General features: G+C 34.5%; 19 protein-coding genes. 8 read left to right on the forward strand and 11 right to left on the reverse strand.

Annotated features, from left to right (window positions below):
• Positions 1-7 precede the first annotated feature (7 nt).
• Positions 8-1,267, reverse strand: coding sequence for a DegT/DnrJ/EryC1/StrS family aminotransferase (locus M0P98_02595; protein MCK9265761.1), 1,260 nt, complete (start codon positions 1,265-1,267; stop codon positions 8-10).
• 250 nt (positions 1,268-1,517) lie between these two features.
• Between M0P98_02595 and M0P98_02600 the strand changes: the two genes are divergently transcribed.
• Together M0P98_02600 and M0P98_02605 are read left to right on the forward strand one after the other, a co-directional pair.
• Positions 1,518-2,468, forward strand: coding sequence for a glucosamine-6-phosphate isomerase (locus M0P98_02600; GenBank protein ID MCK9265762.1), 951 nt, complete (start codon positions 1,518-1,520; stop codon positions 2,466-2,468).
• 51 nt (positions 2,469-2,519) lie between these two features.
• Complete coding sequence (locus tag M0P98_02605; protein MCK9265763.1) at positions 2,520-3,218, forward strand: PIG-L family deacetylase; 699 nt, start codon at positions 2,520-2,522, stop codon at positions 3,216-3,218.
• Positions 3,219-3,261: 43 nt separating this feature from the next.
• Here the strand turns inward: M0P98_02605 and uvrB are convergent, their stop codons facing one another.
• From uvrB to M0P98_02645, 8 genes are all read right to left on the reverse strand, one after another.
• Positions 3,262-5,268: an excinuclease ABC subunit UvrB gene (uvrB, locus tag M0P98_02610; protein ID MCK9265764.1), complete on the reverse strand. Its 2,007-nt coding sequence runs from the start codon at positions 5,266-5,268 to the stop codon at positions 3,262-3,264.
• 59 nt (positions 5,269-5,327) lie between these two features.
• Entirely contained in the window at positions 5,328-6,473 is a 1,146-nt protein-coding gene (locus M0P98_02615) for a rhomboid family intramembrane serine protease (protein MCK9265765.1), read from the reverse strand.
• A complete protein-coding gene (locus tag M0P98_02620; GenBank protein ID MCK9265766.1) occupies positions 6,473-7,063 on the reverse strand; it encodes an RnfABCDGE type electron transport complex subunit A in 591 nt (196 codons plus the stop codon). Before M0P98_02620 ends, M0P98_02615 begins: the two co-directional genes overlap by 1 nt.
• Positions 7,057-7,662 carry an electron transport complex subunit E gene (locus M0P98_02625; protein MCK9265767.1) on the reverse strand — a complete coding sequence of 202 codons (606 nt, stop codon included), beginning with the start codon at positions 7,660-7,662 and terminating at the stop codon, positions 7,057-7,059. The genes M0P98_02620 and M0P98_02625 overlap by 7 nt, the downstream gene beginning before the upstream one ends.
• Positions 7,659-8,210 (reverse strand): FMN-binding protein, encoded by a 552-nt coding sequence (locus tag M0P98_02630; protein MCK9265768.1) that lies wholly within the window; start codon positions 8,208-8,210, stop codon positions 7,659-7,661. The genes M0P98_02625 and M0P98_02630 overlap by 4 nt, the downstream gene beginning before the upstream one ends.
• Positions 8,207-9,142, reverse strand: a complete 936-nt coding sequence (locus M0P98_02635; GenBank protein ID MCK9265769.1) for an RnfABCDGE type electron transport complex subunit D — start codon at positions 9,140-9,142, stop codon at positions 8,207-8,209. The genes M0P98_02630 and M0P98_02635 overlap by 4 nt, the downstream gene beginning before the upstream one ends.
• A gap of 68 nt (positions 9,143-9,210) precedes the next feature.
• Complete coding sequence (gene rsxC / locus M0P98_02640) at positions 9,211-10,515, reverse strand: electron transport complex subunit RsxC (GenBank protein MCK9265770.1); 1,305 nt, start codon at positions 10,513-10,515, stop codon at positions 9,211-9,213.
• A 1-nt stretch (position 10,516) separates the two neighbouring features.
• A complete protein-coding gene (locus M0P98_02645; GenBank protein ID MCK9265771.1) occupies positions 10,517-11,731 on the reverse strand; it encodes a 2,3-bisphosphoglycerate-independent phosphoglycerate mutase in 1,215 nt (404 codons plus the stop codon).
• A 178-nt stretch (positions 11,732-11,909) separates the two neighbouring features.
• Here M0P98_02645 and rsmI point away from each other — a divergent pair, with 178 nt between their 5' ends.
• The 3 genes from rsmI to M0P98_02660 are packed head-to-tail and all read left to right on the forward strand — an operon-like array spanning position 11,910 to position 14,555.
• Positions 11,910-12,578, forward strand: coding sequence for a 16S rRNA (cytidine(1402)-2'-O)-methyltransferase (gene rsmI, locus M0P98_02650; GenBank protein MCK9265772.1), 669 nt, complete (start codon positions 11,910-11,912; stop codon positions 12,576-12,578).
• 1 nt (position 12,579) lies between these two features.
• Entirely contained in the window at positions 12,580-13,356 is a 777-nt protein-coding gene (locus tag M0P98_02655; protein MCK9265773.1) for a SurA N-terminal domain-containing protein, read from the forward strand.
• Positions 13,344-14,555, forward strand: coding sequence for a DUF1015 domain-containing protein (locus tag M0P98_02660; protein ID MCK9265774.1), 1,212 nt, complete (start codon positions 13,344-13,346; stop codon positions 14,553-14,555). The genes M0P98_02655 and M0P98_02660 overlap by 13 nt, the downstream gene beginning before the upstream one ends.
• A 551-nt stretch (positions 14,556-15,106) precedes the next feature.
• Here M0P98_02660 and M0P98_02665 read toward each other — a convergent pair.
• Positions 15,107-17,362 carry an alpha-galactosidase gene (locus tag M0P98_02665; protein MCK9265775.1) on the reverse strand — a complete coding sequence of 752 codons (2,256 nt, stop codon included), beginning with the start codon at positions 17,360-17,362 and terminating at the stop codon, positions 15,107-15,109.
• A 215-nt stretch (positions 17,363-17,577) separates the two neighbouring features.
• On the opposite strand from M0P98_02665, the gene M0P98_02670 reads away from it, so the two are divergent.
• Positions 17,578-18,324, forward strand: coding sequence for a sulfite exporter TauE/SafE family protein (locus M0P98_02670; protein MCK9265776.1), 747 nt, complete (start codon positions 17,578-17,580; stop codon positions 18,322-18,324).
• Positions 18,325-18,328: 4 nt separating this feature from the next.
• Here the strand turns inward: M0P98_02670 and M0P98_02675 are convergent, their stop codons facing one another.
• Positions 18,329-18,748 (reverse strand): hypothetical protein, encoded by a 420-nt coding sequence (locus M0P98_02675; protein MCK9265777.1) that lies wholly within the window; start codon positions 18,746-18,748, stop codon positions 18,329-18,331.
• 256 nt (positions 18,749-19,004) lie between these two features.
• Here M0P98_02675 and M0P98_02680 point away from each other — a divergent pair, with 256 nt between their 5' ends.
• Positions 19,005-19,877, forward strand: a complete 873-nt coding sequence (locus M0P98_02680) for a lysophospholipid acyltransferase family protein (GenBank protein MCK9265778.1) — start codon at positions 19,005-19,007, stop codon at positions 19,875-19,877.
• A 193-nt stretch (positions 19,878-20,070) separates the two neighbouring features.
• Positions 20,071-20,565: a small multi-drug export protein gene (locus tag M0P98_02685; protein MCK9265779.1), complete on the forward strand. Its 495-nt coding sequence runs from the start codon at positions 20,071-20,073 to the stop codon at positions 20,563-20,565.
• Positions 20,566-20,629: the final 64 nt, after the last annotated feature.

Raw genomic sequence — 20,629 nt, forward strand, 5'->3', positions numbered from 1 at the left:
TTTGTTTTTATTTCATATATGCATCTGCAACTTTTTTGAAAGCAGCAACACACTTTTCCATATGTTGTATCTCGTATACAGGGTGAGTGAAGAAAGAGATTGTTCTTTCAGATAACCATTTTGCTTTTTTACATTCAACCTTTGAGTAGTCAATCTGGCGCGCATTTGGGTCATTAAAAGGATATTTCAGATTACCAAACCCGTTTCTCTGTGTATATGCATTTTCTTTATACATTTCTGGCCATTGAACTCCATAAACAGGGACTCCTTCTTTTTCTAAAGCATCTACAAACTGTTTTGAGGTAACTTTAAGTTTATCAGCATCAATTACAAAAGGTGCCCACCAGTACGCATTTTCACGTTCTTCTGTGTCAAGTGGAGGAGTAATGATAAGAGGATGGTCTTTTAACGCTTCTATAAGGTATCTTCCATTTCTTCTTCTGTTAGGCAGGTTCCAGTTATCCAGACGTTCTAACTCGCATAATCCGACCAAGGACTGCATTTCTGTCATTCTATAATTGAAACCAACTCTTTTATGTACATAACTTAGTTTAGCTTCCAATTCAAGTAACCTCATTCTTTGTTGCACATCATAACCGTGGTCCCTAAAAGATTGGCAATCCCACCATAAATCTTCATCATCTGTTATTACAGCTCCACCTTCTCCTGCTGTTGTAAAGTGTTTGCTTTGACAAAAACTAAAACAACCAACATCTCCAATAGTACCTGCTTTTTTCCCTTTATATATACCTCCAAAACATTGTGCACAATCTTCAATTACATATAGGTTATGTTTTTTTGCTATTTCAAGAATTGGGTCCATATCTGCTACTATTCCATAAAGGTGGACCACTATAATTGCTTTTGTTTTTTTGTTAATTTTATCTTCTATATCCTTAGGGTCCAAAGTATGAGAGTCATCAACATCAGCAAATACTGGTAGTGCGCCTGCTTGTAGCACACAGAAAGAAGAAGCAATAAATGAATATGAAGGGCAGATTATCTCATCCCCAGGTCCTATACCTAACCCTGCTATTGCAGTATGTAGTGCACTTGTTCCGTTTGTTGTTGAAAGTCCGTATTTTGCACCGTTCCATTTTGCCCAGGCGGCTTCAAATTCTAACCCAACTTTACCAGTCCAATAGTTTACTTTTCCTGTTTTTAGAGGTTCAGATACTTTGTCAATAGATTTCTGTGAAAAAGATGGCCACATAGGAAAAGCATCCTTATTTATAGGAACACCACCGTCTATAGCTAATTTTGTCATTTCTCACTCCTTTACCCTTAAAAAAAAGGGCTATTATGCTTTTAATTTTTTATTTAAATTTTTATATTATTTAACAATACAATTTACAATATTTGGTCGTAAAAGTCAAACTTTTGTACTTAAATGTTTTTTTCTGGTTTTCTTGCCTATTTAATGTATACAGTTTTTTTTGACCTATATATTATTTAAGTTAAAATATATAAGAGAACGTTTAATCCTTTTATATTTTCTAACAAAATAAGGAGGAACTATGAATTTAATAAATACTTTAAAAGGTTCATTACTTGAAAATTTTTATCCAAAAGGATGGGACCTTAAAAAGATTGATGACTGTTGTAGTTTTAAACCAGAAGAGATTTATGATAGACAGGAATGGTGGAACAAAGATTTTACTCCAATTGCTTGTGATGCTCTCGAAGAGTTTAATGCGAAGATGGGCCACGAGATAGCCAACGAAATACGTATAACAAAAGAAGCAAACAAGAAATTGATACTTATACTTCCAGTAGGTCCAATGGGTATGTATAAATGGGTAATATATTTTTTAAAAGAGTGGGGTGTTGATTGCCAACACGTATATGGTTTTAATATGGATGAATGGAGCGAAAGTAATGGTATAACCCTTCCTTCTACAAACCCAGGTGCTTTCCAGAATGCTATGGAGAATGCTTTTTATGGTCCTCTCGGCAACTTGACAGTACCAAAAGACCAACGGTATTTTGCAACCAAAGATGTGTTACCGCAGTACCCTGTTAAAATATCAGAATTAAAGAATGAAGGTGCTAAACTTGTGGTAATTTTTGGTATTGGTAGGGTTTTTCATATAGCCTTTTGGGAACCTCATTTTGCTGCAGAATTTTCATCAGTTGAAGAATGGAAGAAAGAAAGTTTTAGGATAGGAGCAAAACTTCATCCTTTGACAATTGAGCAGAATGCAATAACAAGTTTTAAAAGTAGATCTACTCTTGTTCCAGCTTATGCTAACACAATAGGACCAGGTATTTTCTTAAAAGCAGACAAAATTATAGGCGGAGCAGACGGAACTCTCGGTAGAGGGATGATGTGGCAAGGGATGAGTTTGTGGGTAACTCTAAGATATGGACCAAATATGTGGATACCAAGCAGTTTTATGCCTGAATTACCAGGAAAACTGTTCTTCTTAAAAGAGCTTGCAGGTCCTCTTTCCCCTGAATGTAATTAATTTTATTGTAAACAGAAATGATAACTTTTGCTTAAAAGGAGAGAAAACAAAATGAGGATATTGGCTGTTGGAGCTCATCCTGATGATATAGAGATTCTTTGTGGAGGAACACTTGCAAAGTATTCAAAGGAAGGAAACGACATTATTATGGCGTATCTTTGTAGCGGTTGCCTTGGAGGGAAGGATGTTGTTCCTGAGGAACTTGCAAAAATAAGAGCCCAAGAGGCAAGAGATTCTGCAAATATTATAGGTGCAGAAGTGCTTGGACCTATTACCGGAGACCTTGATCTTTATCCTACCAAAGAGATGAGGGTGAAAGTTGTTGATATTATTAGACAAGCAAAACCAGATATTATTATCACCCATAGTACTAAAGATTATCTACCTGACCATGTTATTACTGGTCAGATTGTTTTTGATGCAGCTTTTACCGCAACCTTACCTTTGTATAAAACAGATTTTCCTGCTTATGAAAAGATTACTCCCATCTATAGTATGGATACATTAACAGGACTTCAATTTGAGCCTGATTTATTTGTTGATATCACAGATTTTTTTGAAATAAAAAGAAAAATGCTTCTTTCACATAAGAGTCAACATAAATGGCTTGAAGGTCATCACCAGTCAGATGCTGTAGGGATTATAGAGAAGATGGCAGGGTTTAGAGGGCTACAATGTGGGGTGATGTATGCGGAGGCTTTCCAAAAAATTAAGGTATGGGGAAGAATTTTTCCTGAAGACTTAAAATAATAATTATAAGAGTACTATATTGTGATATGCCAGGTAGCGATGCTTACTTCTCTTTTTTTAACTTTTTAATCTTTTCTCTGTAAAATATAGCTTCCTCAAAGTCGAGTTTTTTTGCTGCTGACATCATTTTTTTCTCTAACCTATTTAAAGTTTGAAAAAGGTTTTTACCATAAAAAAGTTCATCATTTTCAGAGATAACAGAACTTTTCTTCTCTGTTTTTCCGCTAATAATTTCTGTGACACTTTTGTATATAGGTTTTTCGATGGATTGAGGGACTATATTGTTAACAGTATTATATTCAATCTGTTTTTTTCTTCTCCTTTCTGTTTCGCTTATTGCCATACTCATAGCATCTGTTATTCTGTCTGCATACATTACTACTTCACCATCTACGCTTCTTGCAGCTCTACCTGATATTTGTATCAAAGATGTGGTTGACCTTAAAAACCCTTCTTTGTCTGCATCAAGGATAGCAACAAGACTTACTTCAGGTAAATCAAGCCCTTCTCTTAAAAGATTTATTCCTACCAGAACATCAAATTTTGCTTCTCTAAGTTTTTGAAGAATATCTACTCTTTCGAGAGTATCAATCTCGTAATGAAGGTAATGCACCTTAACATTGAAACTTTTAAGGTACTCTGATATCTCTTCTGCAAGATTTTTACTAACTGTAATAACAAGAGTTCGTTGTTTTTTTTCAGTTTTAGCTTTTATTCTTCCAAGCAAGTCTTCAATCTGGTTTTTTGTTGGTAACACAGTTATTGGTGGGTCTATAAGCCCAGTTGGTCTTATAACTTGTTCGGCTATCAGTTTTGATTGAGCACCCAATTTTTCCACTTTGCATTTTTCCAGTTCATACTTTCCTGGAGTAGCAGAAACATATATAACTTGTTTGACTATTTGCTCAAACTCGCTAAACATAAGAGGTCTATTATCTAACGCTGAGGGTAACCTAAAACCGAATTTAACAAGTGTCTCTTTTCTTGACCTATCTCCGTAGAACATACCTTTTAACTGAGGTATTGTAACGTGTGATTCATCAATAAAGATAAGATAATCGTCAGGAAAATAGTCAAGTAGAACCTCAGGTCTTTCCCCAGAGGCTCTTCCAGAGAGATGTCTGCTGTAATTTTCTATGCCGTGGCAGTACCCTAACTCTTCAAGCATATCAAGGTCGTTTAAAGTACGCATTTCAAGTCTTTCTGCTTCAAGCAACTTGCCCTCTTTTTTAAAGTAATTGAGTTGTTCTTTCAGTTCTTTTTTTATATTCTCTTTTGCTATATCCATTTTTTCTGCTGGTGTTACAAAATGTTTTGCAGGGTATATAAAAATCTCTTTGTCTGAACCAAAAAACTCTCCTGTGAAAGGGTCAAACTTTTCTAACTTAACAATTTTGTCACCTATTAGCCCTATTCTTATAGCAAACTCCTCATAAGAAGGGATAACTTCTATGGTGTTACCTCTAACTCGGAATTTTCCTCTTGTAAGTTCAAACTCATTTCTTTCGTACTGGGTCTCAACAAGTCTCCTTAAAATAGTTTTTCTTCCAATTTCCTTGCCGAGAGAAAGGTGGAGCATCATACTTTTATGGTCTTCTGGGTTGCCTATCGGGTAAATACAAGACACACTGGCAACAGTGACAACGTCTTTGGCTGAAAGGATTGAACTTGTTGCAGCAAGTCTTAACCTATCTATATCTTGGTTTATTGAAGCATCTTTTTCAATATAGGTATCGGTTGCAGGGATATATGCTTCTGGTTGATAATAATCATAATAACTTACAAAATACCGCACCCTGTTTTCTGGAAAAAACTCTCGGAATTCGCTATACAACTGTGCTGCAAGCGTTTTGTTGTGGGATATAACAAGAGCTGGACGGTTAGTCTTTCCTATTATATTAGCCATAGTGAAAGTTTTACCACTACCTGTCACTCCAAGCAGAATTTGTTCCCGTTCACCTTTATTAAGGTTATCAAGCAATTTTGCTATAGCTTGCGGTTGGTCGCCAGATGGGGCATATTTTGATACAAGTTTCAATCTATTCATAATAAATATTTTACTCTTTTTATAATTAAGTTAAAAGAAAACAGGTCAAACTAAATTATGATTTATGCTGTACCTTGAAATAGAGGAGGTAATTTCTTTTCAAGAAAATACTTAGATTCTTCGTACATATTGCTATAAGGATAAAATAATACTACCTGCAGAAAAGCGTACTTTGCTTTCTCGTATTCTTTCTGAACTATAAATAGTTTTCCAATTGTAAATAGAGCCTTGTCTGCAAATTTACTGAACGGGTAATTGAGCAGAAAATTTTTGCATGCAAGATAAGCTGCTTCTTGTTCACCTATGTTAAAAAGAGACTCTGCTACATTATACTGTATCTTTTCTGGCAGGGTTACCTCGTTATATTTTTTTACAATATTCCCATACTGTTGGGCAGCAAATGCTCTGTTCTCTTCAATATTAGTTTTAATAATACTTTTTGCGCTCTCTATTTCTCCGTATTCTTCCATTCTTCTCTGGACAAACTGTTTTGAACCAAGAATTTTAAATAACATATTTTCTCCAAGTTTAACATTCTCTTTAAATTTTGCTTCCTGATAGATTTTTGTTCCTAACCCTATTATTGCGCCGTACAAAAAACCAGCAAAATGAGCTCCAAATGCAACAGAACTGGTGGTTATTTCTTTAACAGTAAGAAGAGTAGATAATGCTTGTTCCAGAAACCAGAATGTTAACCATACAAAAGCGTATACTTTAAATTCTCCAAACCGCATTATAAATAGAAATACCCATATAAAATATTTGAAGGTTATTCTGCTTTTTGGAAAAAGGATAGCGTAAACTCCCAAAACGCCCGCAATAGCTCCAGAGGCTCCTATGGTTGGTATGTTGGCAGATTGTTCAGTTACAAGGGCAGAATATAGAAGCATAGAAAATATTCCTGCAGAAAGATAAAATAATAGAAAAGGTATTACACCCCACCTGTCTTCTATGTTGTCTCCAAGGAGCCATAGGTACCACATATTAAATCCAAGGTGTAATATTCCTCCGTGAAGAAACATTGAAGTGAAGGCTGTTTTAAGAGAAAAACTTGATGGGATAAAACCATATTTTTGAATAATCTGTTCATACTCAGGGGCAAAAGTGGTATAAAAAAAGATAAGGATATTTATCAATATAAGCGATAAAACCAGTATAGGAAATTTTTTTACTCTATATTCATCTCTTAACGGAAAGAAGAGAAACATTATAGTTTAAATAGTCCCTTAAACCCAAGGAAGACAAGACTTATCAGCCCTGTCATTATAAAAGCAATGGGAACCCCCTTAAAGGCTTCTGGCAAAGGAGCATTGTCAAGCCGTTCTCTCATAGAAGCAAAAAGTATTATCACAAAACAGTAGCCGGCAGATACTCCTACCGCAAATACAAGGTTTTGTAAAAAGGTAAACTTATAATCTATACCAAGAAAAGCAGAGGCAAGTATAACGCAGTTAGTAGTTATTAGAGGTAGGTATATACCAAAAGCTTTGTAAAGAGCTGGGGCTTTCTTTCTGATAATAATTTCTTCAAATTGAACAAAAGAAGCAATTGTTAATATAAATGTTACTGTTCTTAAGTATTCAAGATTAAAAGGTACAAGAATATAGTTGTATAAAATCCAACTTATACTGCATGCCATTACAGTGACAAATACTACTGCTATACCCATACCTATGGAGGATCTCATATTTGTAGATATTCCAATAAAAGAGCATAGCCCAAGAAATTTTATCATAACTATATTGTTTACTATAAAAGCGGAAAGAAAAATAAAGCCAATATTAAGTTCGTTCAACATTTTTTTCTTCCTCCTACACTATTTTTAATTGCCATTAAAAAACCTATTACAAGAAAAGCACCTGGTGGCATTATCATTATAAGTAAGGGGAGGTAATTTTCTCCCAGAATATTTATTCCAAAGAGTGTTCCTTGTCCGAGGAACTCTCTTATAGAGGCAATAATAAGTATTGCAATGGTAAAGCCTAACCCCATACCTAAACCATCAAGGGTTGAGTTTATAACATTGTTTTTTGAAGCAAAGGCTTCGGCTCTACCTAAAAGTATGCAATTAACAACCATGAGAGGCAGGTAGACCCCAAGATTTTTATGTAGTTGGGGAGAAAACGCTGCCAAAGAATAGTCCATTATAGTAACAAAAGTTGCAATAACAACTATAAAAACAGGTATTCTAATATGTTCTGGCACAATTTTTCTTATAATAGAAACAGTAATATTCGAACCAACCAGAACAAAAATAAAAGCAACACCCATTCCGAGTGCGTCTTTTAGAGCCGCTGAAACAGCCAAAAGAGGGCATAACCCTAACATAAGATAGAATATCGGATTATCTTTCCATAACCCGAGTGTGAAATTTTTAAAATCAACAGTCTTTTTCATTGTGTCTCTCCATTAAGAGTTTTTAGGTTTTCTTGAAGTTTTCTTATCTCTTCTGTAACAGCGCTTGAAGATACTGTTGCACCTGTAATTGAGTCTATCTCGCCTTGTGGGTTATCTTTCTTAAGGTATATAGTACCGTCTTCTTTATCTTTGAACTGTTCAAGAAAACCTGCATCTGTTATTTTGGAGCCAAGCCCAGGTGTTTCTGTATGTTCAAGAATTCTTATACCTGTTATCTTTAAATCTTTATCAACACCCGCTTTTATTAAAATTTGTCCTCCGTATCCAGTTGCTTTAAGGTCAAAAATTCTTCCCAATAGGTCCCCATCCTTATTATGTACAACTGTAAATTTAATATCTTTTATTTTTTTCTGTTCAAACGTAACGCCATCTTGAAAAATTTCTCTGTTGAGCGTCTCTTCGTCTATCTTTTTCTGTTCAGATATTTTAGGCTCTGCTATATTAAAAACCTGAGCAAGAAGAAATCCTGATAATACTGTTATAGATAATAGAACAATTATACCAACTATTATATCTTTCTTTTTCATAGTTTTACCTTTTTAATATGTCCAAATTTTTTTGGTAAAGTGAATTTATCAATGAGTGGAACAAACATATTCATAAACAGAATAGAGTACGCAACTCCTTCTGGGTATCCGCCTTTTTGTCGTATTAGAAAAGTTATTATTCCGCAACCAATTCCAAAGATGAGTTTCCCTTTATTTGTTAAAGGAGATGTTACGTAATCGGTTGCCATAAAGAAAGCACCAAGAATTAGACCGCCTGCCATTATTTGAAAAACGGGATTTTGTCCTGATATGTAAGATAGTATGCCAACTGTTAAAATGTATGAAAGAGGAATATGGAGAGTAATGATTTTTCTTGAAAGTAGAAAAATTGCACCTATCAGTAGTAGTATTACGCTTGTTTCACCAATGCAACCTGCGTGGTTCCCTATAAACATACTTAAAGAATCAGGTAGAGGTGTATTTAAACCTTCTTTCAAAATAGCAAGAGGTGTAGCGGTTGTTGTTGCATCTGTTAAATGTGAAAAAGGTTGAACGTATCTTGTCATCTGGACAGGAAAAGATGTTAATAGTAGTGCTCTTGCGGTAAGCGCAGGGTTAAATATATTAAAACCTATACCACCAAAAAGTTCTTTGGTAAGAAATATTGCAACAAAACTACCAAATGCTGCTATCCATAAAGGAATATTTGGAGGTAACGTAAAGGCAAGAAGTAGACCAGTTAACATTGCGCTACCATCGTTTATGCGTAACTCTTTCCCAAACATTTTTTTGCTTAATATTTCGCTTAAAAGACACGATATTATGCATACACCGACAACTTTTAATACACCCAGCCCAAAGAAATAAAGGCTACCAAATAGAGCAGGTAAAAGAGCAACAATAACACTAATCATTATTTTTGTTGTAGAATCTTTAGAATGTATATGTGGAGCACATCTTATCTGTTTCATTACATTTTCCTTTTCATTAACTGTGTTCTACCAATGCGGAGATTCCGAAGGTTCGACCTTCGTTTTCATTAACTGGTTTTACGTAGTTCAGCTTTTGCCCATTTGAATAAGTCTACCATAGGTCTGTTAGCAGGACATACATAACTGCAACACCCGCATTCAATACAATCAACTACATTGAGAGTTTTACAAGTATCCCACTTTTTATTTTCTGCTTGTCTCCCCATTTCTGCTGGTATTAAATTCATAGGGCATGCAGGTATACATTTACCACATCTAATACAAGGATTTATCTTTGTATCTATATATTCTTGAGGGAGCACTATTATACCTGTAGTGCTTTTTATTACTGGAACATCGGGTGAAGGTATATTAACACCCATCATAGGGCCTCCTATAATGAGTTTTCTGCTATCAGAATAATCGCTTTCACAAAATGCAAGTATATCAGAGATAGGAGTACCTACCTTAACTCGTAGATTTTTAGGATATTTAACCAGGCCTGTTACAGTAAGAACTCTTTCTGTTAACGGTTCTGTTTCGCATACGGCTTTTTTTATAGATAAAGCGGTTTGAACATTAAATACAACGCAACCCACATCAATAGGTAGCCCAAGAGAAGGAACTTCTTTTCCCGTAACAGATTTTATTAAATGTTTTTCGCTACCTTGAGGATATTTTTCAGGAAGAATTTTAATTGTAGCTTCAATAGGGATTTTCATATTTTGGAGACTTTGTTTGATAGATTTGTAAAGATTTTTTTTGTTGCTTTCAATCCCTATAAACAATTTTTTAGCACAGAGTGTTTTACATATTATCTGAAGACCTTCAACAACTCCATCGGTTTCTTCTGCCATTACTCTGTAGTCAGCTGTAAGGAAAGGTTCGCATTCACATCCGTTAAGGATAACACAATCGACTTGTTTCCCTTCAGGAATCATTAGTTTAACAAATGTTGGGAATGCAGCTCCACCCATCCCTACAATACCAGCTTGTCTTACCGATTCTATAATTTCTTGCTGGCTAAGTGTTGTCCAGTCAACCTTTTCATTATCGTTTGGGGTAGACTCTTCTTGAGGAACTTTTTCTATTACTACAGATAAAGATTTTCTTCCGTTGGGTAGGTTACTATTTTCCAGAGCAACAACTTTACCTGAAATACTGGAATGGATATAACTGCTGATAAACCCAGACGGTTCTCCTATTATCTGACCTTCTTTAACTATGTCCCCTCTTTTAACTACTGGTTTAGCAGGTAACCCTGTATGTTGAGATAATGCAATTGCAACTTTTTGAGGGGTGGGAAAAGTTTCAATATTTGAATCTTTGCTAAGTTCTTTAAACCCAGATATTTTTAAACCGCCTTTGAACATTTCAAGCTCCAAATTTGTCAAGTTTAAAAGCGCAGGCAAGAAGTATATACATTAGTTCTTTGGAATACATATTTCCAAGTATACCTTTTGCACATTCTCGCTCAGTAAAATGTTTTACTCCATCAGGGATAGAGTTTGGTGATTTGACTATAAGAGGAACAGGGTGCCAAGAATGACCTTTCATCATTGAAGGGGTAGAGTGGTCACCTGTTATTGCTATACTTTCAAATTTTAAATTCCTTAACTGCCATATTTTTGAGTCTATATCTTCTATGGTTTTTACTTTTGCTTCAAAATTACCGTCTTCTCCGTAACTGTCTGTCTTTTTAATGTGGAAAAAGAAAAAATCATATTTATCATAAAGTTCAAATAGAGTTTCAAACTCTTCTTCTACAGTTTCTCCAGCGTCTGCTACATCCATCCCTAAAACTTTTGAGATACCTTTATACATAGGGTAGGCAGCTATACATACTCCATTAAGTTTATACTTGTCATTGAAACTATGTATGTTCGGGAGTTGAGAGATACCTCTTAAAAGCAAGGTTTTAGCTTTAGTATCAACATTTTTTAGAACCTCAATTACTTTCTCTTGGAGTTCCTTCAATACAAGAGCAGTCTTCTCAGAGGCAGTATCTAATGCTTTTAAAGGTTTAAGAGGCAATCCTTCTTTTTGAGGGTCGTTTTCTGATACGTTAGGACCTAATCCTTCCCCTTGTAGAACAATAGCGCACCGGTGTTCTTTAACTGTCTGAATAAATATTTTTACACCAGAAATTTCTTTAATTTTTTCTGACAATATAGAAACAATCTTACTGTTTTCTTCTGTAGGTATTCTACCTGCTCTCCTATCTGTAACAATATTGTTTTCATCGATTGTTGCAAAATTACCTCTTATAGCAACATCATTTTTTCCAAGGTTTATACCTATTCCAAGACATTCGAGAGTGCCTCTGCCAATCAGTGTCTCTAATGGGTCGTAACCAAACAATCCTACGTGCCCTGGACCGCTTCCAGGAGTTATTCCTTTAAGTACAGGTGTTAATGTTCCGCAAGAACCTTCAGTTGCGAATCTGTCTAAATTAGGTTTCTTTGCTGTTTCAAGTTCTGTTTTACCTGTTACAGAATGTGGGAAACCACCAATTCCATCAAGAACAACCAACAGGATTTTGTTATCATTCTTTTTTATTATATCGGGTAGAATTTTTTCGTATTCCATTATGACCTTCTCCTCTTTTTGAAAAATTTCTTAATTATGATATAATTTTTAAAATTGGTTGTCAATTTTTTGTAAAATATAAAATAAAAATAAAGAGAAAGGACTAATATTTGGGGTGGGTATATGTGCAAAAGTAGTTATTATCCCTCCATTAAAACTTTTTTGTTAATATTAAAATATGTTATATATAGTAGCAACTCCTATCGGAAACCTTGAAGATATAACTTTACGAGCAATAAATACCTTAAAAAGTGTTGACTTAATATTTTGTGAGGATACAAGAGAAACCTTAAAATTACTCAACTATTTGGATATCAAGAAACCTCTTGTTAGTTACTATAAAGATAATGAATCAAAACGATTGAAGAAAGCATTACAACTTCTTTTGGACGGAAAAGAGGTTGCTCTTGTGTCAGATAGAGGTACTCCAGGTATCTCTGACCCTGCCTATCTTCTTGTTAGAGAAGCATATAGATATAACATAAAAGTTGTTCCTATACCAGGCTCTTCTGCTTTACTTGCGGCTCTATCAGTAAGCGGTCTTCCTTCAGATAGATTTTCGTTTTATGGATTTATTCCGAGAAAAGAGGGTAAAAAAAAAGAGTTTTTTGCTTCCCTTATGGAAAAAGAAGAGACCCTTGTTTTTTTTGAATCGGTCCATAGAGTTGAGGGTACTCTTAAAATGTTAAACACCTTTTTCCCTGAAAGGGAGATGGCTATATGTAGAGAATTAACAAAAAAATTTGAAGAAATAAAGGTTGGCAAAGTCTCCGACATAACCAGAGAATATATGGAGAGAGAAAATATAAAAGGAGAATTTGTCTTTATAATAAAAGGGAGAGATTAAAATGGTTATGAAGATTTTACGTAAAAGAAAAAATATGAAACTCATCTTGTGGGTAGTTGCTATTTTTATCATACCTGGTTTTCTTATTTGGGGGGTAGGTCTTGGTAGTTCCAGTAAGAACTCTAATTATGCAGCAACAATAAACAGAGAACCAATAACTTTAAGGGATTTTTATAAAAACCTTCATGAGATGGAACAAAGATATAGAGAGATTTTTGGTGATGGTGCTTCAGAAATCTTAAAGAGTATGAATTTGGAAAGAATGGTACTCGAAAATATGGTAAGAGAAAAACTTCTTTTGCAACAGGCAAAGAAAAGAAGAGTGAAGGTTTTTAATAGTGAAATAATTGAAGTAATAAAAGCTGACCGTGCCTTTTTAAATGAAAAGGGAGTATTTGACCAGAATCGGTATAAAGAGATTATTGCATCTATGCCAAACGAAGAGTTGAGAAAGATAGAGGATGAGATAAGAAAAAACTTAATGTTGAACAAATTACGAGAAGAGATAATCTTAGAGGCAAGTTCAAATATATCTGAAGCAGAGGTAGATGAGTATATAAAAAACAATCAGATAACAGATGTTGATAAGGCGTCTATAAGAGAATCTTTAATTAGACAGAAAGGCGATGAAGCATACGGGCAATGGTACGAAAGTGTTAAGAGCCGTTCTAAAATCAATATATATCTTGCTTCAGCTAAACCTGTTGAATTACCAGATGAACAGATAGAAGATAACAAACCAAAAACAAAGGGAAGGTTAAAATTATGGCGAAAATAAAACCATTTAAAGGGCTGATTTATAACACCGAAATAGTAGAAAACATTAGTAACGTCATTTCACCTCCGTGGGATATTATTGATGATGAGGAAGAAAAAAGGTTGTATTCGTCTTCCAAATGGAATGTCATAAACCTTATATCCAAAAAAAATGCACCTTCTGACGTTAATAAGTTTTTTACAGATTTCATTAAAGAGAAAGTTTTAACGCAAGACAATGTAGAATCTTTCTACTGTTTAAGACATACATTCTCTTACCTTGGAAAAAGTTATGAACGGTCTGGGATTTTTGCTCTTATTAAGATAGAAGATTTTAAAGAAGGGAACATAATTCCTCATGAGCACGTATTTGAAAAGCATTATACTAATAGATACAGGTTGATAGATGAGTGTCGTGCAAATTTTTCACCTGTCTTCATGCTGTATAGAGATAAAGAGAATAGGGTAGAAGATGTAATAGAAGAAACACCTGTTATATTTGAAGGAAATATAGGAGATGATTCGTTAAAATTTGGAAGGATTGATAATCAGAAAGATATCCAACTGATAGTAGATACAATTACTCCTGAAAAACTTTTTATAGCAGATGGGCATCACAGATATCAAGCTGCTTTTAAGTTTTTTCAGGATAACCCTGACGAGAAAAACGGGTATGTGTTGGTATTTCTTGCTAACTTAGATTCTTCAGGATTGGTGATACTACCTACACACCGTTATCTGCCATACAATATATCTTTTTTAGAGAATATGCCTTCTTTTGAGGAGAAATTTGATGTAGTTAAGACAGAGAACTGGGATAAGACCTATGAAAAAATGTCTAAAGATGTAGACAAACATATTTTTGGGGTATATGAAAAAGGAAGTTTTTATACAATCACTTTAAAAAATGAAGATACTATTCTTGAACTATCTTCTTCTCAGGAGCATTCAAAAGAATGGTTATCTCTTGACAACGTAATCCTGAAAAATATTATTTTTGATGGTATTTTAAACTTGAAAGATAGAGAGGTTTTTTATAGCGCATCATCAGAATATATATTAAATGAGTATACAAAAAAACAAGAAGGAATCATCTTTTTTGTAAACCCTGTAAGTAAGAAGTCTTTCTTGAATATATCTCTTAATAATGAAAAGATGCCTCAAAAGAGCACCTATTTCTACCCCAAGGTCCCTACTGGACTTGTGATACATAAGTTTTAAGGTGAGTTTTCAGTAAACCATCCCCACACTCTCCTCCCTCGGGGGGACTCTGGACAAGACCCTAAGGGTAGAAGGCAAAAATGGGAGGGTGTATGCACCGTAGTACTAGAGTGAGTAGACACCACATACGCCTTTCTTTTATGTCTTTATCTGCCGTTTTATGGCATTGCGAGGAGCGTTTTATTCCATAGTTTTCATAGGAATTGCGACGTGGCAACCCTCGTATTTATCCTTATTATTTTTTTGTCTTTTCTTCGTTAAAAAAGTATGTGTCTATGAACGAATTACGAGGTGCTACTACACTTCAAGCAAGAATCGGGCTGTTAACAAAAGGTTCAAGCCTTTTGTTCCCCTACTCTGAGCCTGTTAAGCCCTTCGGAGATGTTTTATATGCAGAAGGGTGAGTTCTCAGAGTGCCCGATTGTTGAGTAGAAGGTGTATGCGCCGTAGTACCAGAGTGAATAGACACCACATACTTTTTTATTCCTTATTTCTACAAACCGATCGGTGTTCACTAAGAGCATACAGAGTGGTAGTATCTACCACCAAACTTAAAAAGAGACTACCATAGTATCTGGTGTTCTTGTTTCCCCTTCTATAAGCCAGTTTCCATCACCTTGAACAATCTTTGTTTTGCCAGATTTTGATGGAAGACTTGCTCTTTTAGGTTTTTGGGAAAAGATGATTTTAAACTGACCGCTATATGCAAACTTAATAGAAAGTTTATTTTTCTCATAAAACACCTCTTCTAACTTTATATCTGAGTCAAGAATTTGAGGTGTTGAACTTACTTTTGAAACAGAAAAAAGTAGGCTGTTTCGAGAGTCTATTTTAATATTGTTATAAGCTTGCAGAGGGGTTGTTTTGAGTGACCAAACATCTGTTGCAAGATATTTACCAGCAGGCAAACCGAGTTTGCGGTTATCAATTTTAAATGTTTTAGGTGTATCTCCAGTATTAAAAAAAGCAACCGTTCTTACAGGTAAGTGTGAGTTGTCTTTTAAAAGTGAAAAATGGGCACCTTCAAAGTACCATTTATCAGGATGCTTATCTGTTGTTCTATAATTATAATCGGAAAAATATATATCCTGCCCATTATTAAGGCAGGTGAAAGCTTTCTTAACAAATTTGTATCTTGGATGCTTATAATTCTTATGGTGCCATCCACCTGTTTCTACAATAGATCTTGAAATAATACAATAGTTAAGCCACAATAGATACTCATTATCTTTTAACCCAGGTAATATCCCTATAGCATCGCTGTTTGGAATAAACAAATCTCCGCATTGAGTAGCAAAACAAGCCGCACCCCAAAGCATATTTGCTTCTACGTTATCCCAACTACCTTCACATACATCAATTCCGTATCTATAATTGTTAAAGAACTCCCCAAGAAAAGGGTTGGCCATCACAATATCGCATCCTGTCTGCATATATCCCCAAGAAGGTAACCTTTTTCGCATTTCATAAGACCACCATCTTCTCAGTTCATAAGCACTCTTATCTTTTTTTGAAAGGAGAGGGCGGCTGTCTTCAAAGGGGTAACTCCATAAGTCGTGCTTGACTCCTTCAAATCCAAACTCTGTGATAAGAGTATCAAGGGATTTTTCCATAAAACTTCTTACCTCTGGAATACTTATATCAAGTATTCTGGGACCTTTGTCTGAAGGAAATCTGTCGTAAAGCCATTCAGGATGTTCCTTAGCAAAACGGTTTGCTCGTTCTATCATTCCTGAAATCCAGATAGCTGGTTTCATTCCTGTCTGTTTAACTTTGTCTGCATATTTTTTTAAACCTTCAGGAAACTTTTTAGGGTCTCCTGCGACTCCTTTTTCGTAAGGTACACCCAATCCGCCTTTATATTCTCCTACTGTTCCATACCCCCAATCAATATAAATCCATTCAATTGCGGGGATGTTTTTCTTCATAAATTTAGCGGTCTTTAAAATTCTATCCTGGTCTATATCTTGTACTGGTCCATCATTTGAAGACCCCCACAAAGCAGTATACCTATTTGTGTCAGTCTTACCTATATTGACAGGAAGGTGTTTTCTTAACTCATAAAGATACCCTTGAAAAATACTGCTGATATTATCCGAATCTTCTGTAATTCCTAAGTACCATACATCTTCATCAATTGTTTCATTTGCTACAAAATTTCTATATTCTATAGTTTTTAATGAAGAGAATATCTTCCAGTCTACCTTATCTTTATTATGTTTAATTGAGTAATTATGATAAAAAACGTTCTGGTTAAGTGTCCCGTGTACAATACCTTTTTTTGTAGAATGATTTGAGACTAACATCGCTGGAAACGGTTGGTAGGGAGATGCTCCTATCCTGTCGGTTGTTAGCGCTGGGTCATTATAACCTGTCTCTTCAAGAAGGCAATCCCAATCACTTTTTTTAATAAGTTCTTGGGTTAGTTTTAAATCAACAGGCATAGCCATCATCTTGTATATGCGCGGGTTTTCTACGTGGTAGTAGTAGTCCTCTTTTGGTGGACACGTTTTCCCAAAATCTACTCCTTGCAACTGAAAAAGAGTCTCTTTCAAACGGAGAGTTTTGCCTGAAATGTTTTTAATGCTTCGTTTCCAGATACTCTTATATTCATCCCAAGAAAACCAAACCGTTTCTTCTGCAAGGTTATCATATACATTGTAAATAATGCCAACCTTATCAGTATTATTTACTTCAATTGTAACTTGTTTAGGAGTCCTATTCTTTCCTTCTATATTAAGGTTAAATTCTACTGAAACATTTTTACAACCAGTGATTTTTTGGAGAATGTTATTTACTCGTTTCATATTCACCTCTTCTGTTTTAACAATGTGTTTTAGTAAAGACAGTATCACATCTGGCTATTTTTTGTCAAATGTTTAGTAACATTTAGCAGGAAGAGTGTGAGTTTAGCATTATATTTCATTTTTTAGAACCAAGAAGCCAAGAGATATTTTGACAGAAAATTTAACAAATGCTTTAATAAAAAGAATTTCATCTTAAGAATATGTGGAGGTACTAAATGTATCATTTCTCACCTTTTTCTCTTATAGTTCTTATATTTGCTGGTATTCTTATAGGACTTTCAAAAACAGCAGTCCCTGGTATAGGAGCAGTTTCCATACCTCTCTTTGCGAGCGTTATGCCTGCAAAGGCTTCAACAGGTCTAATGTTAACTCTTATTATTTTTGCAGATATGTTTGCTGTTCTTTATTATCGTAGGCAAGCTTTATGGGGGTATCTTATAAAACTTATTCCCTGGGCTTTTTTGGGAATAATTGTTGGTTATTTGTTACTTGGAAAGATTGATGACAAACAATTAAGATATGCTATCGGTATAATTATTTTGTCAACTCTTGCCATAAGCCACTGGAAAGATAAGTGGAATACTAAACAAAACCCATCAGGTATACTGGGTAGATGGTGGTTTGCAGCGTTATTAGGGCTTGTTGCTGGGGCTGCTACAATGATGGCAAATGCAGCAGGTCCTATTATGTCGGTTTATCTGATATCAATGCGTGTGCCTAAAAATAGGTTTATTGGCACGGCGGCATGGTATTTCTTTATACTTAACTGGATTAAGGTCCCGTTTAGTGTAAGCCTTGGGTTTATAAATCCTGGTTCACTGAAACTCACTCTAATACTTCTGCCTTCAGTTGCAATTGGGGCAATTGGAGGAGTATTCCTTTTAAAGAAGATGCCTGAGAAAATTTTCTCTAATATTGTAAAAGTTTTAACTGCAGCAGCTGCAATAAAATTGTTGATATAACCTTTTAATGAAACTGTTCGTGTTTAAATAGGTTATCTTCTATATTTTTTACTGCTTTTTCAAGTTCCGCTCTGTTTATAGAACTTTTAAATATTTGAATAATGTTACCGTATTGATTGAAAACAATTAAAAGTGGAAGTTCTTCATCGCTCTGTGTATAACCTACGTTATAGCCAGATTTTTTATCTGTTATAATAATTCCTGCTTTTCCTTTCAACCTCCATCTGTAACTTTTTACAGTAGCCAAAAATTCTTTATCTTTGTCTGTATAACTCTTTACTACTAATAAAATACCTTTATTTCTATCTATAAGTTCTTTGACTTTTTCATTGGCAGGTTTTATGGAAGAAATAAAGTTTAAAAGAGTAAATGCAAGAAATATCCCTAAAAGAAATAGAGGGGTCTGCCATCTGTTTTTTTTCATTCTGAATCTCCTTATGCATAACCTTTTGTTGATTTAAAGTGCTTAAATTATATCAAATACGCTAATATTGTTCAAATTAGTTTTAATAAGTAGTTTTTTCAAAAAAATTGACAAAAAATATAGAAAACTATATATTAAAATGTAATTTTAAGTATTTTGTTGGGTACCACAAAGTAGAAGGGTAGTTATAAGTTCGTAGAAATAAAGGGATAAATGGTTTGCTGTAGTATCATTTTTTTAAAAGGTAAAAAAAGGAATGGACGATTACATATATAGATTATGCTCTTTTTTGGGTAACCGTTTACCGTTACCTATCTTATATTTTCTGGGTAATATTTCAGCAAGGATAAAGTATATTTTTGTTTATAGCGTAAGAAAAACAGTAAGAGAAAATGTACGAATAGTGCTTGAATACCGTAAAGAAAAAAGAGGGCTTAATTATACTGAAGCAGAGTTGACACATATTGTTAAAGAAACATATTATAATTTTAGCCGTTATTTAGCAGATTTCTTCAATGTTCCAAAGTGGGATATTTCAAGGGTTAAAGAAAAAGTTAAGATAGAAAATATTTCGCTTCTTGATGAAGGGCTCTCAAAAGGTAAAGGGGTGGTAGCTCTTACTGCTCATACCGGTAATTGGGAACTTTCTGGTGTTGTTGCGTCTATTCTTGGCTACAACATTACTGCTATAGCGATTCCATATTTGAGCCCTGCTGTGACAAAGATATACAAAGATAGAAGAAATAGCAAAGGAGTTGAAGTTTTACTCACAGGTTCTAGCCCTAAAGGTCCATTAAAAGCTCTCAAAGAAAATAGAATTTTAGCTGTTTTAGGGGATAAAACCTTTACTGAAAAAGGAATAAAGACAGATTTTTTAGGTGTTAAATCTCTTGTCCCTCGAGGTCCAGCTACTCTTGTTGCTAAAACAGGCGCTTTTTTTACAGCTGGTTTTTTTATAATGGAGAAAAACGGGTATAGGTTTTTCTTTAAAAGAATAGAAATGCCTCCCGATTCTATGACGGATGAAGAAAAAATAAATTTTCTTTTTACAAGAAGCGTCAAAGTTATAGAGGATGTTATTCTTGATTATCCGTCTCAATGGTTAAATTTCTCACCATTCAAAATTTAGTTATCATTGCATAACTTGTTTTTTTGATTTAATTAAAATTTGTCAAAAAGGTCCCCCATTCCGTCTTTGCGGGTGAATATGAAGCAATCCCCGAGGGAGTTGCCGCAGTCACAAAAGGCGTTTCCTCGTAACGCCACAAACGGCTAATTGTCAAATTAAGTAGAACTTTAATTAATAATAGGAGAAGATAATTGTGGATGTTACTCAACTTATTACAAAAATAAATACTTTACCTAAAGAGTTAGTGACTTTGATACTGGCAATGTTACCTATTTCAGAGTTGCGTGGAGCTATTCCGTATGGACTACATAACGGTATTCCTTATTTTAAGGTATTGATTATTTCTCTACTGGGTAACCTTTTGCCAGTTGTTCCTTTATATTTTTTCTTAAATAAATTATTGGCATTTTTTAATAGGTTTACTTTAGGAAAAAAATTTTCTAATTGGCTTACAACTCACACATTAAAAAAATCTAAGGTGATACAGGTCTACAAAATGGTTGGTCTTATTATTTTTGTAGGGATTCCTTTACCAATGACAGGTGCTTGGACAGGTACCGTTGCTTCTGTTCTTTTAAACCTAAGATTTAAATATTATATTATTGGTATAATGGCAGGAGTTCTTCTTGCTGCTATTATTATGTCGGTCTTGATATTTACTATTAAAAGCGCTTTTGTAATACCATAATTTAACTAATTTTATATACCCATTCATTAGTTTTTCATTGAAACAACTAACCTTTTATGTTAAA

Source organism: bacterium, assembly GCA_023230585.1.
Lineage (GTDB): Bacteria > Ratteibacteria > UBA8468 > B48-G9 > JAFGKM01 > JALNXB01.

Excerpts from the sequence above, each read along its gene's own strand:
- M0P98_02615 (MCK9265765.1), bottom strand. The coding sequence starts at position 6,473 with ATGTTTCTCTTCTTTCCGTTAAGAGATGAATATAGAGTAAAAAAATTT.
- M0P98_02605 (MCK9265763.1), top strand. The coding sequence starts at position 2,520 with ATGAGGATATTGGCTGTTGGAGCTCATCCTGATGATATAGAGATTCTT.
- M0P98_02645 (MCK9265771.1), bottom strand. The coding sequence starts at position 11,731 with ATGGAATACGAAAAAATTCTACCCGATATAATAAAAAAGAATGATAAC.
- rsxC (MCK9265770.1), bottom strand. The coding sequence starts at position 10,515 with ATGTTCAAAGGCGGTTTAAAAATATCTGGGTTTAAAGAACTTAGCAAA.
- M0P98_02680 (MCK9265778.1), top strand. The coding sequence starts at position 19,005 with ATGGACGATTACATATATAGATTATGCTCTTTTTTGGGTAACCGTTTA.
- M0P98_02655 (MCK9265773.1), top strand. The coding sequence starts at position 12,580 with ATGGTTATGAAGATTTTACGTAAAAGAAAAAATATGAAACTCATCTTG.
- M0P98_02665 (MCK9265775.1), bottom strand. The coding sequence starts at position 17,362 with ATGAAACGAGTAAATAACATTCTCCAAAAAATCACTGGTTGTAAAAAT.
- M0P98_02635 (MCK9265769.1), bottom strand. The coding sequence starts at position 9,142 with ATGAAACAGATAAGATGTGCTCCACATATACATTCTAAAGATTCTACA.
- rsmI (MCK9265772.1), top strand. The coding sequence starts at position 11,910 with ATGTTATATATAGTAGCAACTCCTATCGGAAACCTTGAAGATATAACT.
- M0P98_02630 (MCK9265768.1), bottom strand. The coding sequence starts at position 8,210 with ATGAAAAAGAAAGATATAATAGTTGGTATAATTGTTCTATTATCTATA.
- M0P98_02595 (MCK9265761.1), bottom strand. The coding sequence starts at position 1,267 with ATGACAAAATTAGCTATAGACGGTGGTGTTCCTATAAATAAGGATGCT.
- M0P98_02670 (MCK9265776.1), top strand. The coding sequence starts at position 17,578 with ATGTATCATTTCTCACCTTTTTCTCTTATAGTTCTTATATTTGCTGGT.
- M0P98_02620 (MCK9265766.1), bottom strand. The coding sequence starts at position 7,063 with ATGTTGAACGAACTTAATATTGGCTTTATTTTTCTTTCCGCTTTTATA.
- M0P98_02660 (MCK9265774.1), top strand. The coding sequence starts at position 13,344 with ATGGCGAAAATAAAACCATTTAAAGGGCTGATTTATAACACCGAAATA.
- M0P98_02625 (MCK9265767.1), bottom strand. The coding sequence starts at position 7,662 with ATGAAAAAGACTGTTGATTTTAAAAATTTCACACTCGGGTTATGGAAA.
- M0P98_02600 (MCK9265762.1), top strand. The coding sequence starts at position 1,518 with ATGAATTTAATAAATACTTTAAAAGGTTCATTACTTGAAAATTTTTAT.
- M0P98_02675 (MCK9265777.1), bottom strand. The coding sequence starts at position 18,748 with ATGAAAAAAAACAGATGGCAGACCCCTCTATTTCTTTTAGGGATATTT.